Raw genomic sequence first — 15,465 nt, 5'->3', positions numbered from 1 at the left:
ATGAATGGCTCAGACCTTCGAGCCGCTCCAGCGCGGTGCTTCTCTCAATTCGTCACGCTTCTGTTGATCCGGCGATTTGTGTGGCTCGCCGTATTCCACGTGTAACGTGTCATCAAGGCGGTTGGTGGAAGAGCCGCCTTCCTGCGGCGTTTCGTCGAAATGCTTCCACTCGGCACTCTGGAAGCGGAACAGGCTGTCGTCTTCAGGCGCTTCGCGTTCGCGATAGTGGTGGATGGAGTAGTGTGCATATTCGACCTTGTCGCCCCAGTCGGACTGCAGCAAACCGTCTGCCGCCAGATCGCGATACCAGTCGTTTTCCTTTTCGGATGCTTTCTGCTTTTTGTTATGGTCGACGAAATAGCCAATGATCCCGCCGACGACAGCAATCACAACGCCGACGAGGAAGAATGGCCCGGCCAGCGCAGTGGCCGCCGCGCCGCCTGCACCCACCAGCGCCGCGGTTCCCAGTACGCCGGCTGACGCGCCGAAGGCACCGCCGGCAATTTGTAGGCCGCCTGCGGCCTGAGCGAGCTTGTCACCTGACTTCACGCCGTCCTTGATGGTGAATGCACCCAGTACGATATCGGCAAAACCACCAGCCAGATCCGTTGCAGGCCCCAGCACTTTGACGACCGAGCCTGCGATTTTATTGGCAGTTCCAGAGGGCAGTTTGGCCCCTGAAGCCTGCACGGCGTCATCCAGCCGCTGGGTGATGCCGCCCATGGCCTGGCGTTCCGCTTCTGCACCGCCAGCCATGTCGCCCAGCGTCGAATTGAGCCGATATTCATCAGTCGCATCCAGTGCGCTGCGGATCTCACTCAGGTTGCTTGCGGAAATGCCGCTGACCCTGACTTCCTTGGCCTTGCCAAAGCTTTCCTTGCCCCAGATCTCCGGTAAGGTCTTGTCCAGCCCCAGCATGTCCACCAGGCCGCCTTTGCCCATCAGGTCGCCAACCTGATCAGCCAGGCGTACGAAATGGCTGGCACCGCCGGCAAAGCTCAGGAAGTCCTTGGCAATGCCCAGGCGCTGAATCGGTGTCTCGCCCAGTTTGCCGCCGTTGCCGACCAGTTGATAAATCGCCGAGAACAGCGACACGCCTGCTGCAACGGAGCCCATGACGCCTTTGCTATTGAGCGTATTGAAGATTTCGCCCAGTTTGCCGCGATCAGCGACCGGTATGTAGGGTTTGGAAAGGGCTGTCTTGATGTCTGCTTCGCTGACCTTGCCGTTTTTCTGATAGGCATCACCGACCTCCTTGAGCGCTTTGGCGATGTCTGCGGGCTTGGCGTTGCCCACAACACCTTCCTGAAGGAATTTCTCGAAGGTGGGCTGCAGGAAGCGCGGCATATCGACCAGAAAGCCCTTGAGCTCTGCCTTGAGCAGGCCGAACAGGTCCTTGGTGGCGAGGGCGTTATTCTCGTCGCTGATTTTCGACGGGTCTGCGACCAGATCGTTGAGGTCGCTGGTCAAACCGTCGGCCTGAATAGACTGTGCCGCCTTGCTGGCGCCTTCTGGATCGACCAGCGCAAGTGAGGACAAGGTGTTGCTCAGGTCTTTCTGCGCCTCTTGGCCAAGGCCCTGCTTTTTCAGGTCCTTGAGGTAAAGTACGTAATCGGGATTGGCGGTGAGGTCGAGCAGCTTCTGCTTGATTTCGTCTTTGTTGGGCACTTTGCCCAGCGCATCGGTCATCTTGCTCTGGTAGTCCTGCTGCACGGTCGGATCAGAGAACAGTGTGGTCAGTTGTTCTTGCAGCTTGCCGCCATCAATGATGTCGTGCATGTCGGCCGAACTGAGTTGGGTCTGTTTACTGTCGAATTCGCGCCAGGTGCCGCCGAAGGCACCCTTGGCCTCCTCATAACCGGTCAGGCCGCGACCGTTGTCATAAGCAGCCTGCGCCTCGATCGCCCTGACCAGTTTTGCGCGAGGGTCATCCTTGGCAATATCCCCTTTGTTCACGCCGTCGCGGTATTGGTCGAGCAGTTCCTTGGTCGCCAGTTCGCCGACATTGAGCTCTTCGGAATTCTCGTCATCCTTGTCGGCTTTCACGCCGGTTTTCTGCCCCATCAGATCCAGCTCGGCCACGGGCGGCAGGTTATGCCGACTGCGGGTTTCACCGATATTGCCGGTGCCCAGCTCATTCCATTTTTCCACCACATCATCGTACAACTGCGGGCTGGCATCCCTGGAGACGATGAACTTGCCATCGCCGTTCTCGAAACGAATCAGACCCGCGCCCAATTCGTCCGGCGAACCGATGGTTATGTCCTGATTCTTCAAAAAGTCATGAGGCTCTGCCAACGTGTAACCTTCTTCCCGGCTGCTGTTGATCTTGTTCCAGGCGTCATGGAGGGTGGTTACTTTGTCGAATAGTTCAGGAGTCAATGCTTCAGTGACGACAATCCGCTCACCGCTCTGATTCTGATAGCTGATCTGGCTTCCTTCCTGGCCAGACACCCAAGTGAACTGTGTAATGTCGTTCAAGCTGGGAATGGGGGTGTTGCGGTCAGCAAGAATCTGCCCTTCGTTGACTGCTGTTTCCATCGCAGTTCTTTTTTGCGGGTCCGACACTATGGTTTGCAGCGCTGCCAGATAATCGAACAACTTCGGATTGTCGTCACGGGTGACCACGACCTTCTCTCCGTTGTGCTCGTAACGGATAGTGTCCGGGCCGACCTCATTCAACGGGCCGACGGTGGTGCCGAACACGGGTGGCCATACTTCGTTGTCACCCGCCCTGCGATAACCTTGCGCTTCGCTCGTGTTCAGCCCGGTCAGAGTATTGAAGGCGTCTTTGGCCGCGCTGTACAGCTCGGGATTGTCGCTCTTGGCCACGACGATTTTATTGCCTTCACGGTCGACATAACGCATCACGCCCGGCCCGACTTCATCCACCGGGCCGACCACTGCAAAGCCTGCAATGTTTTCCGGCGGCTTTTCGTCCGCGCCTGCGACTCTGTAGCCTTCCCGCTGACTGCTGCCTACGCCGGATAGCGATTTGAAATCCGATGCCACCTGTTTGAAGAGTTCCGGGTTCTGTTGCTGCGAAACGATGACCTTGCTGCCATCGGCGGCTTCATAGCGAATCAGCCCCGGCCCCATTTCGTCCGGTGCTCCGATACGGGCATAGCCGCTCAGAGTCGCTGGCGCGGCAGCATCAGCCTTGGCTGGGGAGTAGCCAGCAGCCACACTGGCCCTGAAGCCTGCCACTCGGGGTTGGTCTTCGACGACCTGACGATAGAGCTCCGGGCTGGTGGATTTGCTTACCAGTACCTGATCGCCTTCCTGGGTGACGTAGCGCACGGTGTCAGCCGCCACAGTGCCTGGCTTTTCTATCGATGCGTAACTGCCCAGCGCAGGTGCCTTTTCGTCTGCGCCCGCTGGCCGGTATTGGCCGCCATTGCGGTTGCTGGTCTGCAGCACCTGGTTGAATCGCGTTCGGGCATTCGCGCCCGGTGCGGGGGGCGGAAGAGGGCCAGGCGCCGGGCTGATCGTGGACGTCGACATAGCATATAACTCCTGTTGTTAACCGCTGGACGTGGAGCAGGCGACTCAATAATTGAGTGCCGCGAGGCAAACGAAACCCTGTGTTCAATGACGAACTCTTTATTCGCGTGAATAGTTTGAACGGCGTCTCGTTTTCAAATCAAAAGAACAGGGCCTATGGGCCGACACTATCATTCCGACAAGTGAAGTGGCGGATCGGTAATCTCTTTTCACAACAATTCACACGCGTCGATAAATAATAAAGGCTCTGGCAAACACCCCGTAAACGTTGGAGCCCCGTCTCGTGGTACATAAAAAATTAATATCACCAGAAATAAACCAGAAACAAATATCATTTTGATATCACTGTTGGTTTGCGGTATTAATTTGTTGTGAAATCTGATTTCACAACGTTTCACAGCATTGAACAAGTTTCGCTGATTACTATTAATTGGCAACGCGGCAAATAGCTTAGTGTCTCTGCACCGCTGTTGTGTAATGGCACATTGACCTGTTCTTGAGCCGGTTGTTAATCAGCAGATAGATCCCTACTCGAAGCAAGGAGAAACAACATGAGTTCGACTCCACCCGTAAGCTCCGGCAATTCAGACGCAGCAATCGAAAAAATGTCGGCCACCTTTGATATGGCTATCGAGAAATCGGCCAAGATCACTGAAATCTCCACTGCCAAGAAAGCAGAGCTGGATGCTACCAAGCAACGTCCACAGAACTGACGTTGTCATGCAGGCAGCGCTACAGCTGCCTGCATTCACTGCGCATCGAAATTCTTCCGATCGACAGTTTTGCCCGGCTTTGACATGCCGTTTCCGGTAGATCACACGGTGGTGACTCGATCATGACAGCCTTGATCTCATTGAGCGGAACGCCCGACGCTTCTGTGCAAGAAAGCGGTGTAGCCCGGCTCGAAATTCTTCATGGTTTGCATCAGGGCGTTTCGCTGCTCCTGGACAATCCTGTCTATGTGATTGGCAGTGCTGCTCCGGCCGACCTTGTGCTGGGCGATGCTGATGTGGCCGAGCAACATGTTCGTCTGCGATTCTCCGTCGAGCACGTCGCAATAGAAGCCTTGGGCGGCGATGTGACGGTTTTTGATAGCCTTGGCCAACGTCGGGTTGTCAACGTCGGCCACGGTCAACGAATCTCCTTGCCTGTCGAGTTGCTAGTCGGACAGAGCAGGCTGTGCTTGCGCAGCACACGAAGCGCCCGACCCATTCCCGCTGTGTCCCGCCGCCTGGCGCTGCTTAAATGGTCAGCACTGGCTGCACTTTTGTTGCTGGTGACATGTGCCACTGCATTTGCCTTTCGTGCACCTGCCGAGTCGGCCCGGCACTCCATTGCAGATTCCGTCCCTGGTTCGTCAGTGCCCGGCAAGTCAGTGCCCGGCAAGAACGTCCCTACACTTAGCCAGGCTAGAAGCTGGCTCGAGGGCGCGTTGCAGGACGCCAGGCTTACGCAATTGCGAGTAGAGGAACAGGGTGGGCAGCTCAGTGTTGAGGGCGCTTTTCCCGCTGCCCAAAAAAGCAGCTGGCTACAGATTCAACAGGCCTTCGACACTCGGTTTGGCCAGCATATTGTCTTGACGCCCAACGTACAGGCAAGCACGGCGCTTGCGGCACCACGCGTGCGTTTTCAGGCGGTGTGGTTTGGTCGCAATCCCTACGTGATCGATGAGCATGGCAAGCGTGTTTATCCCGGCGCACTGTTACCGGACAACTGGAGGCTGGAGAGCATCGAGGGCAATCAGGTCCGTCTCGTGCGCGGTGATGAACGGTTTGCCTTCACCTTATGAAAATCGATCTGCGGTCCGTAGCGCCGCCTTCCGCCGATTCTTTGCCCGCAGTCGAGCGTGTTGCTCCGGCGCAGCCGCGTCAGGGAACCCGTTTCGAAGCGCTGCTTGATCAGCGCGAGCGCAAGGTTCGTCGTTCGTTGCGTGGCGAGCTGGAGCAGACCGGGCAGGCTTCTGGTGTCAATGCGCAGCTTTTTGGTACGGCGCGTTCGCTACAAGTACTGCGCTATGTGCTGGACGAAGTGTTACCGGCACTGGACGCCGAACCGGAGATCCGCGAGCTCGCCGAAGACGTGATTCGTGAAGAGATCGACATGCGGCTGCTATTGGAACAGCAACGCGCCGAGGTGCAGTCATGAGCACCAGCCAGGATCGCGAATGCATAGAGTTGCTCCACGGAATGGGTGATCTGTACCGGCGCAGTGGCCAGCCACAACGTGCACTGGTGATGCTGCTGATTGCGATACAGCTGGCACCGACGAACAGCGCGCTGCTGCACAGCCTGGTGCTGGCGTTCACCGACAGCGGAGACACCGACCGGGCCATTGCGGCACTGGACAGGCTGGTCGAGCAGCAAGGCGAGAGCGCCGCGCTGCTTTTGTTGCGTAGCCGCGCGTTGTGGAAGGCCGGCCGCAAGGACGACGCGCGGCAATGCTTCAGACGCTACCTGGAAGCCCGGAGGGCTGCGCAATGACCCTCATGAATGCCCTGAATCGCCTGGCGGTAACTGCGTCTAAACGCACAGATGTGATCATCGTTGCGTTCATGCTGATGGCCATCGCGATGATGATCATTCCCATGCCGACCTATCTGGTGGACGCGCTGATCGGAGTCAACATCGCCCTGAGCCTGCTGATTCTCATCGTCGCGTTCTACATCAACCACTCGGTGGAGTTTTCCGCGCTGCCGCCGCTGATCCTGCTCAGCACGCTGTTTCGTTTGTCGCTCTCGATCACCACCACTCGCCTGATTCTGCTGGACGGCAATGCCGGTCATATCGTCAAGGCGTTCGGTGATTTCGTGATTGCCGGTCAGGTCGTTGTGGGGCTGGTCGTATTTCTGATCATTACGGTTGCCCAGTTCGTGGTCATTACCAAGGGCGCTGAGCGGGTCGCCGAAGTCGCTGCGCGTTTCACTCTGGATGCGATGCCCGGCAAGCAGATGAGCATTGATAACGACTTGCGCAACGGTGACATCGACCAGTTTGAGGCCAGACGTCGTCGTTCACGCCTGGAGCGTGAAAGCCAGATGTTCGGAGCCATGGACGGCGCCATGAAGTTCGTCAAGGGTGATGCCATTGCCGGGTTGGTGATTCTGTTCGTCAATCTGCTGGGCGGCATGATGATCGGTATGGTCCAGCGCGGTATGCCGTTCGCCGAAGCCGCGCATGTCTATTCGTTACTGACCGTCGGTGACGGCCTCATTGCGCAGATCCCGGCACTGTTGATTTCTGTAGCCGCAGGAACCGTGGTGACCCGCGTCAACAGCGACGGCGAAGAGCGTGACCTGGGCACCGAGATTGTCAGGCAACTGAGCGCCAGCCATCGTGCGCTGGGTCTGACTGCGCTGATCCTGCTGGGCGTAGGCATGCTGCCGGGGTTTCCGTTGCTGGTGTTTGTCGGTCTGGCCGCCGTGCTGGGCGGCAGTGCGTTTGTGCTCTGGCGCCGGGATCGTCGTGCCGCCCGGTCACTGGTCAAGGACGAGCTGCCAGAGCATGAAACGATGGCCGAGCCCGGGGCTTCCTCTGGCGCTTCCGGGGCTTCGAACGATGCTGCGGAAGATGCCCTGGAAAGCGCCGAGCGGCCACGCGATAGCGAGGTGCTGTTGAGTATCGGAACCGGACTGGCCGAGGCCGCTCCGTTGCAGCCCCTGCGTCAGCGTATCGAAGCGTTGTGTCACGACATTCGCATCGATCTGGGTGTGGAGGTGCCGCTGCCCGAGGTTTATCTGGACCGCGGCCTGCCAGCCGATCGTTTCCAGGTCGAGCTTGAAGGTGTACCCGTCAGCGAGGGCGAATTCAGCGGCAAGGCGCTTTTGCTGCAGGACGATCCAGTGCATGCACAACTGGTTTCTGTCGAAACCTTTGAAGCGCCTTCGCCGATCGGTTCCCGTCCCGGCCGCTGGGCAGGGCGTGAGTATGCGGAACGTTTGCAGGATGCCGGTATTGGTTTTCTGTTCGCCGATGAAGTGTTGCGCGAAGTACTGGACCGTACGTTGCGCCGTTATGCCGCCGACTTTCTGGGTATTCAGGAAACCCGCCTGATGCTGGAACAGCTTGAGGGTAAGTACGGTGAGCTGATCAAAGAAGTGCTGCGCATTCTACCGCTGCAGCGTATCGCAGAGGCCTTGCGTTTGCTGGTCTCTGAAGGGGTATCGATACGCAATCGTCGCGGCCTGCTGGAGTCGATGGTGGAGTGGGGCAGTATTGAATCTGACGCGGGCAGACTGACCGAGCATCTGCGCGCAGGACTTGCGCGGCAGATCAGTCATCAGTATGCCGATCGCAACCGGGTGATCAGCGCCTTTGTGCTGGCACCTGCGCTCGAAGAACAACTGCGCGCCACGCTGGCTCGCCAGGAAAAGAGTCGTGATTCGCTGCCCGATGACATCGGCCGGACCTTACTGGTACAGCTGCGTCGCCTGTGCGACATGCTGCCGGAACATGATTCGACGGTGTTGCTTGTGCATTCGGAGCTGCGTCGGTGCATGCGCCGTCTCATCGTGCGCGGCGAGCTGCAACTGGCGGTTCTGTCTTTTCGCGAGCTGGCCAGTGAATACAACCTTCAAGCGGTCGGCACTGTCAGCCTGACCGATGTCCTTGCACGCCCGGCATCCAGGGCCGGTGCTGTCACTCCTCTGGCGACTGCCTCATGACCTCAGTAAGCGTAATCCGGATGTTTCTCGTAGGTGTAGGCGCGATGCTCATGGGCACAGGTTCGTTTGCCGAAAACATTGCCAAAGGAGCCAAAGGCACAGTCGATCTGGCCATCGGTGAAGGCCGCGTTTTGCATTTTTCAGCCCCCGTGGACTCGGTGATGGTGGCCGAGCCGGGTATTGCCGACTTGCAGGTTGTGTCACCCGGCGTAATCTACGTGTTCGGCAAGGCCGCAGGGCAGACCAGCCTGATTGCCCTGGACAGCGAGGGCCGGGAGACCGCTGCGTTGAGTCTGGCGGTAAGCAGCGGCACTGCTGCTGTGACACGCCCGCTCAAGGCGTTGCACCCGCAGAGTCAGGCGCGGATCAATGCCTCCGGCAGCCGGGTGATCGCCAGTGGCTCCGTGCAGGATGTCGGTGAAGCAACCGATCTTAATGCCTTGCTGAGCACCGAGGGGCAGAACTTTCAGTCGACGGTAAACAGTGCCACTTACGCAGGGGCGGCCCAGGTGAATATCCGCGTGCGTTTCGCCGAAGTCTCGCGCTCCGAGCTGTTGCGCTATGGCGTGAACTGGAATGCTTTGTTCAATAACGGCACTTTTTCATTCGGTCTGCTGACGGGGGGCGCTTTGGCCGCCGATGCAGCGGGCGGTGCGTCGAACGTGATCAGCGCCGGGCTTGCGTCGGGCAATGTCAACATCGACGCGATGCTGGAGGCGCTGCAAAGCAACGGTGTGCTCGAAGTTCTGGCCGAGCCGAACATTACCGCCATGACCGGGCAGACTGCGAGCTTTCTGGCTGGCGGTGAAGTGGCGGTGCCGGTGCCGGTCAACCGCGAAGTGGTCGGTATCGAATACAAGCCTTACGGCGTGTCGTTGCTGTTCAGCCCGACGCTGCTGCCCAACGGGCGCATTGCGTTGCAGGTGCGTCCCGAGGTCAGCAGCCTGATGAGTACCACGACACTGGACGTTAACGGCTATCAGGTGCCGTCGTTCAGGGTGCGACGTGCCGACACTCGTGTGGAAGTCGGCAGTGGCCAGACGTTTGCCATTGCCGGGCTGTTCCAGCGTGAAAGCAGCCAGGACATGGACAAGGTGCCGATGCTGGGCGACATGCCGATTCTGGGCAATCTTTTCCGCTCCAAGCGCTTTCAGCGCAACGAAACCGAACTGGTGATTCTGATCACTCCGTATCTGGTCGAGCCGGTCAAGGATCGCGTGGTGGCGACGCCGCTGGACAAACAGCGCGCCGCCAGCACCGCTTCGGCAGGTCCGCGCAGTGGCGGCGCATTCGGCTTTTACATGAACTGAAAGGGAATGGCCATGAATCTTATCTGCGCTATGTCACGCCCGCCGGTTCTGATGCTTTTATGTCTGCTGGCAGGCTGCAAGACCCACCTCGACCCAGTGAGCTATTCACCCGATTATGCGTCGATCACTCGTGCCGATGGCCGTGTGGAACTGGTGCCCCAGGCCTGTGTGCAACCAGCTGCACAGGACGAGATCGGTGTAGGTGAGGATTTTCAGCCATTGTTGCCGCCGGGCTGTGCCAGCAACCTGATTCTGCTGCAAATGGTCGAGCAGCGCGCAGATGTCATGCACGGCCGTAACACCGGGCCTGTCATGGCTGCACCGGTCGGGCGCGCCGCGCAGGTTTACATCGACGGGTATGACCGCGAAGAGCTGCGTCGGCGTCAGGCAGAGCAACAGGCCAGCACTGACACACAGGAGGCCCGATGACCTCAGTTAGCGTCAATCAGCCCCAGTTCACGAGCCTGCTCGGCGCGGTCCGGTATGGCCTTGACACGCCGGGCTTCGGCGATCAGCTTGCCGCGTTCGCCCTTGGGGATGTCGTCGAAGGTCATGTTTTTGAGATCTTTCTCTTTTCCGGCCAGGACCATGACCAGCAGCTGGTTGCGTTGATGCCGGGGTTGCGCAAGGGGCGACTGGCTGACGCTGCGGATGGTCTCCAGGGCTTTCTGGTCGTCATCGCCCAGGGCGTATGCCAGGGCCAGATTGCATCGGGTGTCGAGGTCGTTCGGGGCCAGGCGCAGGCTGGTGCCGAAGGCGCTTTGAGCGGCGTCGGCCTGACCACTCAGAATGTGCGCGATGCCAAGACGGTTCCAGGCCTGTGGCTGCTGCAACGCATTGGCGGCCTGGGTCAGCGCAGCGATTGCGCGTTCCAGCTTGCCCTGACGCAACTGCGCAGTGCCCAGGCCCAGCAGCGCATCCGGGTCGTCGGCTTTCAGCTCAAGCGCCTGCTGATAAGCACGCTCTGCGCCACGCGTGTCGTTGCTGACGAGCAGGGCTGCACCGAGTTTGCGCCACGTCTCGACACCCGCTTCGGGCTGCTGCGTGGCGCGCTGGTAGAACGACGCTGCCGTCGTCGAGTCGCCGCGTTTCTCCAGGTCGGCGGCCAGTTGCATGAAGCGCTCGTAGCTGGCGTCGGTTTTGGGCTGAGTCGAACACGCCGCCAGACTCAGGCAGCCGAGCAACAACAACGTGGGGATGGAACGAGGTGGCATGGACAGGGCTCTTGTGAAAGGGGGCGGGGCGAGGCGTATCAGCCATCGACAGCTTTTGAGGGCGAGCGCCATTTTATAGCCCCTGCGCTGAATAGCGACCGTTTTCTGAAGCCTGTCTGCCAGCGGCCGTCGCATTGTCACGGAGGGCGCCATGAAGCACTTCAGGGCTGACCCGCCAGTTTCAAAATTGCTGATGCTGATCCTGCTGTGCCTGTTATCCGGCGTGCTTAAGGCCGCCTCGGAGCGTCAGCCCGACTGGTTCTCAGAGCCTTACGCCTACGTGCTGGTCGACCAGGATATTCGCGGTGCGCTGACTGAGTTCGGCCAGCACCTCGGCCTGATCGTGGTGTTTTCCGAGAAGGTCCGGGGCAACGCACGAGGCACGGTACGTGGCGAGAATGCCGGTGAGTTTCTCACCCGCTTGTGCGATGCAAATCAACTGAGCTGGTACTTCGACGGCAACGTACTGCACATCGCCGGTGCCGATGAGGTCGCCACCCGTGTGTTCGACCTGCAAGGGCCGCGGCTTGAAGAGTTGCAGCGTTATATGGCGCGGCTGGAAGTGTCCGGCCAGCCGATGTCCAGCCGCGTCAGCCCCGACAGCGACAGCCTTTTTGTTTCAGGGCCGCCAGCCTGGCTGGCGCAGATTCAGCACCATGTGGATCGTCAACCTGCCGCCGAGGTCGCGCCTGTAGTGCGTGAACGCGGCGTGCGGGTGTTTCGTGGCGGTGTCGTCACTCAAGTCGCTACCGACCGTCAGTAAACCGAAGAAGGAGCACTACCCATGTCCATCAACGCCGTAGACAGCAATGTAGACATCAATGTTTCCAGTCAGGAATCGCGCTTCAACGCAGCCGTCGAAAACGCCGAGCAGGCTGCCAGCGACAGCGAGTTCAACGATGCCCTGATTACCCAGGCGGTCACCATTGGCGGGCAGTTCATTATCATGCCGCGCGCTCAGGAAATGCTCAACGAAGCCCAGTCTGACGACGACTCTGAATAGGTTCCGACCATGACCGTCAATCCAGCTGCATCACCGGCGGCGGCTGCCTTGCCTTCGCCGGGAGGAGGCGGGGTTCCGCAGGCTTCCCAGAACCTCTTCGAACACATGGCCGAGACTTCCAAAGGCATGCCGCAGGGTGCCAGCCCGCATCAGATCGGTAGCAACCTGATGGAGCGACTGGATGGTTTTATTGACCGCTCGCGGCAGTTCTCAGAGCGGGCCGACGCGCTGACCCAGGGTAACGCGCTGCAGTCCGCCAATCACGCTCAGAGCCCAGCCACCAGCGCTGCTCAGGCGCCGGGCAAGGTAGGTGAGCCGCAGGTCGATCGCATCGTCCAGTCGCTTGGACGGATGTTCGATTACTCCATCGAAACCCAGATGGTGGTACGCGGGGCAACCCAGATATCCGGCTCTGCCAACACCCTTTTAAAAGGTCAATGAACCATGTCCAAACGCCGCCGTGTCTTGCGCCTGTTGATAGTGGCGACGCTTGCCAGCCTGTTGCAGGCCTGCGATATCGATCTTTACACCAACCTCGGCGAGCGTGAGGCCAACGCCATGCTGGCGGTGCTGTTGCGTGATGGCATCCCGGCGTCACGCAAGGTTCAGGACAACGGTCAGCTCAAGGTGATGGTTGACGAAAAGCGCTTTGCCCAAGCGATGGCGGCGTTGGACGACGCAGGCCTGCCGGGGCAGAGCTTTTCCAATATGGGAGAGATCTTCAAAGGCAATGGCCTGGTGTCCTCGCCGGTGCAGGAGCGCGCGCAGATGGTGTATGCGTTGAGTGAGGAGCTGTCCCATACCGTTTCGCAGATCGATGGCATTCTGTCCGCGCGGGTGCATGTGGTGCTGCCTGACAATGATTTACTCAAACGGGTGATTTCGCCGTCCTCGGCATCGGTGCTGGTCCGTTTTGACCCGCGAACCGACATCAATGTACTTATCCCGCAGATCAAGACGCTGGTTGCCAACGGTATCTCCGGTCTGGGCTACGACGGTGTTTCAGTCACGGCGATCAAGGCGGTCATCCCCGACAGGGCCAGTGCCCAGCCTCAGTTGGGCAGTTTCCTGGGTCTTTGGATGCTTGAAGATGACCTGCCAGCGGCACGCTGGCTGTTTGGCACCCTGCTGCTGGTTGCGCTGGTGCTTGCCGGATTGCTGGGCCGACAGTTCTGGCAGCGACGCCAGGGCGAGGGCTCATACGTGTTGAGTGAAGCGTCATGAACACGGCGCTGACCGGCCAGTGGCACGCACTGACCGAACGTCCCTTGGCCTTTGTCCGCGAGCACTGTCTGGCCGAATGCCTTGAACGTGACGTTGATGCGGCCCGACTTGCAGCGTTACGCGAATCACCGCGCTTTACCGCACGCCTTGAACAATTGCTGACCGGACATTTCAAGCTACAGCCGTTGGCGCAGCTGGACCTGCCTGCGGAACAGGATCTGGCTGTACTGCTGCTGAGCGAAAGCGATTTTTCGCGCTTGACACGCCTGTGCGGTGCGGTCTGGCACGCGGCAACGCTGAGTCGGGAAATTCGTGGCGAAGTGGTCAGCGAGTACCGTCGTCTGCTGGGTAACGACACATTCTCGCTAGCCCTCACTCATCGGCATCTGGCCGGTGCGGCCAATCTGTTGCGCACACCTGCCGAGTTGCTCCAGGCCATCGATCGCGATGGTGCTGCCTGTGTGGCCGCCTGGCTACAGTCCTGTCCTGCACAGCTGCAGGCATGGCTGCGGCTGCGTCTGACTGAACCTGTGCACGCTGCACCGGATGATGCGAAACAGGTGACGGTGGTGCAAACCGTTGCTCAGCACCTGACGGAGATCAGTAGCCATGAGTGATCTGCCAACACGACCAGGCTCCCGGGTGTTGCGTGCTGCCGACGCCGCTCGATGGATCGACGGATTTGCCTTCATCGAAGCCGCGCATGAAGAGGCACGTTGCGTGCGGGAAAACAGCGCGCAATGGCTCGAACAGGCTCGTGCCGAAGGCTTTGAGCATGCCAGACAGGAGGGCGCCGAACGGGCCGCTGCATTGCTGGCACAGACCAGCGCCGAGGTCGACCGCTACCTTGCCGGGCTGGAAACTTCGCTGGCTGAACTGGCACTGGGTATCGCCCGACAGGTACTGGGAGAGATTGACGAGCGCGAGCGGCTGTTGCGTTGTACTGCGCAGGCGTTGGCAGCATTTCGTCAGGATCAGGCGTTGACTCTGCATGTCCCCGGCGCTGAAGTCGAAGGTCTGCGCCAGCGACTGGCCCACGCGCCGCTGCCCCTGCATTCGCTGAGTATCGAAGGCGATGATCAGCTTGAAGCAGGGCAGGCGCGGTTGGGTGGCCCGGCGGGGTCCGTGGAACTCGGGCTTGAGGCCCAGCTGGATAATCTGCGCCGTGCGCTGTTGCCGCTGGCAGAAGGTGATTCGCGATGACTGAGGCCCTGACGACGCTGCTGCCCAACCTCGGTTTGCGCTTGCAATTCGCCCAGCCCAGGCCAATGCGTGGGACGCTGCGCAGTATTCGTGGCGTGTTGCTGCGCGCCAGCGTCGCCGGCGTAGGCATCGGAGAGTTATGTGTGTTGCGCGATCCGGGTAACGGCCGAGAGCTGTCGGCGGAAGTTATCGGCTTCGATGAAGATGACGCGATCCTGTCGCCTATCGGCTCGATGGAGGGCCTTTCGACGCGTACTCAGATCATCGCCACAGGCCAGGCGCTCGGCGTTCAGGTTGGCGATGCCTTGCTGGGGCGTGTGATCAGCCCTATGGGCGAGTTTCTCGACGGGCCTGCGCCGACTGCCACGCTCGGGATGCAGCATTATCCGTTGCATGCAGAACCTCCGGCGCCCTTCAGCCGCCAGCGAATCGTCAAGCCACTGTCATTGGGCATACGAGCTATCGACAGCCTGTTGACCCTTGGCCAGGGGCAACGCATGGGTATTTTTGGCGAGCCGGGGGTGGGCAAGTCTTCCTTGTTGGCGAGTATCGTTCGCAATAGCGATGCCGACGTGATCGTCATCGGGCTGATCGGCGAGCGTGGCCGTGAAGTACGCGAACTGCTTGAAGGGCAACTCGACGCCACGGCCCGGGCACGTACCGTGGCGGTGGTTGCCACCTCTGACCGGCCCGCCGCCGAGCGGGTCAGAGCGGCTTACGTAGCGACTACTCTGGCTGAGTATCACCGTGATCAGGGGCGCAATGTGCTCTTGTTGATGGACAGCCTGACCCGCTTTGCCCGTGCCCAGCGCGAAATTGGTCTGGCAGTGGGGGAGCCGCCGACCCGGCGCGGTTATCCGCCTTCTTTTTTCTCGGCATTGCCGCGCCTGCTGGAGCGCGCCGGCCCTGGCCCGCAGGGCAGCATCACGGCGCTTTACACCGTGTTGACCGAAGGTGATGCGGCCATGGACCCGGTGGCCGAGGAGACTCGCTCAATCCTTGATGGCCATATTGTGCTGAGCGCCGAACTGGCGCAGCGCGATCACTTTCCGGCAATCGATGTTTTACGCAGTCGCAGCCGCTTGATGGACCACATTGCGACTGCCGAACACAGGCAACTGGCATCACGGCTGCGTGAGTTGATTGCCCGCCGTCAGGAAATCGAACTGTTGATTCAGGTGGGAGAGTACGCGGCTGGCAGTGACCCGATAGCCGACGAGGCAATTGCCCGCCATTCGCCGATTGAGGCATTTCTGCGTCAGCCGCCCTCCGAACATGACAGCCTTGCGCAAACTCTGGCTCGCCTGCGCAAGGTGCTGGCATGAGCCCGTTTTTCGATTCGGCTCC

At 59.8% G+C, this 15,465-nt stretch carries 16 protein-coding genes; 14 read left to right on the top strand and 2 right to left on the bottom strand.

What is annotated here, in order from left to right; translation table 11 throughout:
- Positions 1-9: 9 nt before the first annotated feature.
- Complete coding sequence (locus RGM3321_RS11795; RefSeq protein WP_244393190.1) at positions 10-3,504, bottom strand: hypothetical protein; 3,495 nt, start codon at positions 3,502-3,504, stop codon at positions 10-12.
- A gap of 551 nt (positions 3,505-4,055) precedes the next feature.
- Between RGM3321_RS11795 and RGM3321_RS11790 the strand changes: the two genes are divergently transcribed.
- The 7 genes from RGM3321_RS11790 to RGM3321_RS11760 all read left to right on the top strand — a co-directional run bounded on the left by RGM3321_RS11790 (position 4,056) and on the right by RGM3321_RS11760 (position 9,903).
- Positions 4,056-4,217, top strand: coding sequence for a hypothetical protein (locus RGM3321_RS11790; RefSeq protein ID WP_003377029.1), 162 nt, complete (start codon positions 4,056-4,058; stop codon positions 4,215-4,217).
- A gap of 122 nt (positions 4,218-4,339) precedes the next feature.
- On the top strand, positions 4,340-5,293 hold the full coding sequence (locus tag RGM3321_RS11785; protein ID WP_244393189.1) for an FHA domain-containing protein: 954 nt from the start codon (positions 4,340-4,342) through the stop codon (positions 5,291-5,293).
- Positions 5,290-5,649: a hypothetical protein gene (locus tag RGM3321_RS11780; RefSeq protein ID WP_244393188.1), complete on the top strand. Its 360-nt coding sequence runs from the start codon at positions 5,290-5,292 to the stop codon at positions 5,647-5,649. Before RGM3321_RS11785 ends, RGM3321_RS11780 begins: the two co-directional genes overlap by 4 nt.
- The gene (locus tag RGM3321_RS11775) at positions 5,646-5,984 is read left to right on the top strand and encodes a tetratricopeptide repeat protein (RefSeq protein ID WP_244393187.1); all 339 of its coding nucleotides are present in this window, start codon (positions 5,646-5,648) and stop codon (positions 5,982-5,984) included. The genes RGM3321_RS11780 and RGM3321_RS11775 overlap by 4 nt, the downstream gene beginning before the upstream one ends.
- Positions 5,981-8,164 carry a type III secretion system export apparatus subunit SctV gene (gene sctV / locus RGM3321_RS11770; protein ID WP_244393186.1) on the top strand — a complete coding sequence of 728 codons (2,184 nt, stop codon included), beginning with the start codon at positions 5,981-5,983 and terminating at the stop codon, positions 8,162-8,164. Before RGM3321_RS11775 ends, sctV begins: the two co-directional genes overlap by 4 nt.
- Positions 8,161-9,474: a type II and III secretion system protein family protein gene (locus RGM3321_RS11765; protein ID WP_244393185.1), complete on the top strand. Its 1,314-nt coding sequence runs from the start codon at positions 8,161-8,163 to the stop codon at positions 9,472-9,474. The genes sctV and RGM3321_RS11765 overlap by 4 nt, the downstream gene beginning before the upstream one ends.
- 12 nt (positions 9,475-9,486) lie before the next feature.
- On the top strand, positions 9,487-9,903 hold the full coding sequence (locus RGM3321_RS11760) for a hypothetical protein (RefSeq protein ID WP_244393184.1): 417 nt from the start codon (positions 9,487-9,489) through the stop codon (positions 9,901-9,903).
- A 2-nt stretch (positions 9,904-9,905) separates the two neighbouring features.
- Here the strand turns inward: RGM3321_RS11760 and RGM3321_RS11755 are convergent, their stop codons facing one another.
- A complete protein-coding gene (locus RGM3321_RS11755; protein WP_244393183.1) occupies positions 9,906-10,688 on the bottom strand; it encodes a tetratricopeptide repeat protein in 783 nt (260 codons plus the stop codon).
- Positions 10,689-10,839: 151 nt separating this feature from the next.
- Here RGM3321_RS11755 and RGM3321_RS11750 point away from each other — a divergent pair, with 151 nt between their 5' ends.
- Genes RGM3321_RS11750 through RGM3321_RS11720 form a run of 7 tightly spaced genes read left to right on the top strand, consistent with a single transcriptional unit; the run spans position 10,840 to position 15,443 of the window.
- The gene (locus RGM3321_RS11750) at positions 10,840-11,451 is read left to right on the top strand and encodes a type III secretion protein (RefSeq protein WP_244393182.1); all 612 of its coding nucleotides are present in this window, start codon (positions 10,840-10,842) and stop codon (positions 11,449-11,451) included.
- A gap of 21 nt (positions 11,452-11,472) precedes the next feature.
- A complete protein-coding gene (locus RGM3321_RS11745; RefSeq protein ID WP_002553572.1) occupies positions 11,473-11,691 on the top strand; it encodes a hypothetical protein in 219 nt (72 codons plus the stop codon).
- Positions 11,692-11,700: 9 nt separating this feature from the next.
- Entirely contained in the window at positions 11,701-12,132 is a 432-nt protein-coding gene (locus RGM3321_RS11740) for a hypothetical protein (RefSeq protein ID WP_347880971.1), read from the top strand.
- Positions 12,133-12,135: 3 nt separating this feature from the next.
- Complete coding sequence (sctJ, locus tag RGM3321_RS11735; protein WP_244393181.1) at positions 12,136-12,915, top strand: type III secretion inner membrane ring lipoprotein SctJ; 780 nt, start codon at positions 12,136-12,138, stop codon at positions 12,913-12,915.
- The gene (locus tag RGM3321_RS11730) at positions 12,912-13,532 is read left to right on the top strand and encodes a type III secretion protein (RefSeq protein WP_244393180.1); all 621 of its coding nucleotides are present in this window, start codon (positions 12,912-12,914) and stop codon (positions 13,530-13,532) included. Before sctJ ends, RGM3321_RS11730 begins: the two co-directional genes overlap by 4 nt.
- Complete coding sequence (locus RGM3321_RS11725; protein WP_244393179.1) at positions 13,525-14,118, top strand: FliH/SctL family protein; 594 nt, start codon at positions 13,525-13,527, stop codon at positions 14,116-14,118. The genes RGM3321_RS11730 and RGM3321_RS11725 overlap by 8 nt, the downstream gene beginning before the upstream one ends.
- Positions 14,115-15,443, top strand: a complete 1,329-nt coding sequence (locus tag RGM3321_RS11720) for a FliI/YscN family ATPase (RefSeq protein WP_005743516.1) — start codon at positions 14,115-14,117, stop codon at positions 15,441-15,443. The genes RGM3321_RS11725 and RGM3321_RS11720 overlap by 4 nt, the downstream gene beginning before the upstream one ends.
- The last annotated feature ends 22 nt before the right edge of the window (positions 15,444-15,465 follow it).

It is taken from the genome of Pseudomonas sp. RGM 3321 (assembly GCF_022836805.1).
Classification (GTDB): Bacteria; Pseudomonadota; Gammaproteobacteria; order Pseudomonadales; family Pseudomonadaceae; genus Aquipseudomonas.
Note: the sequence above shows the minus strand (reverse complement) of the source record. Positions and strands in the feature narration are given on the sequence as shown.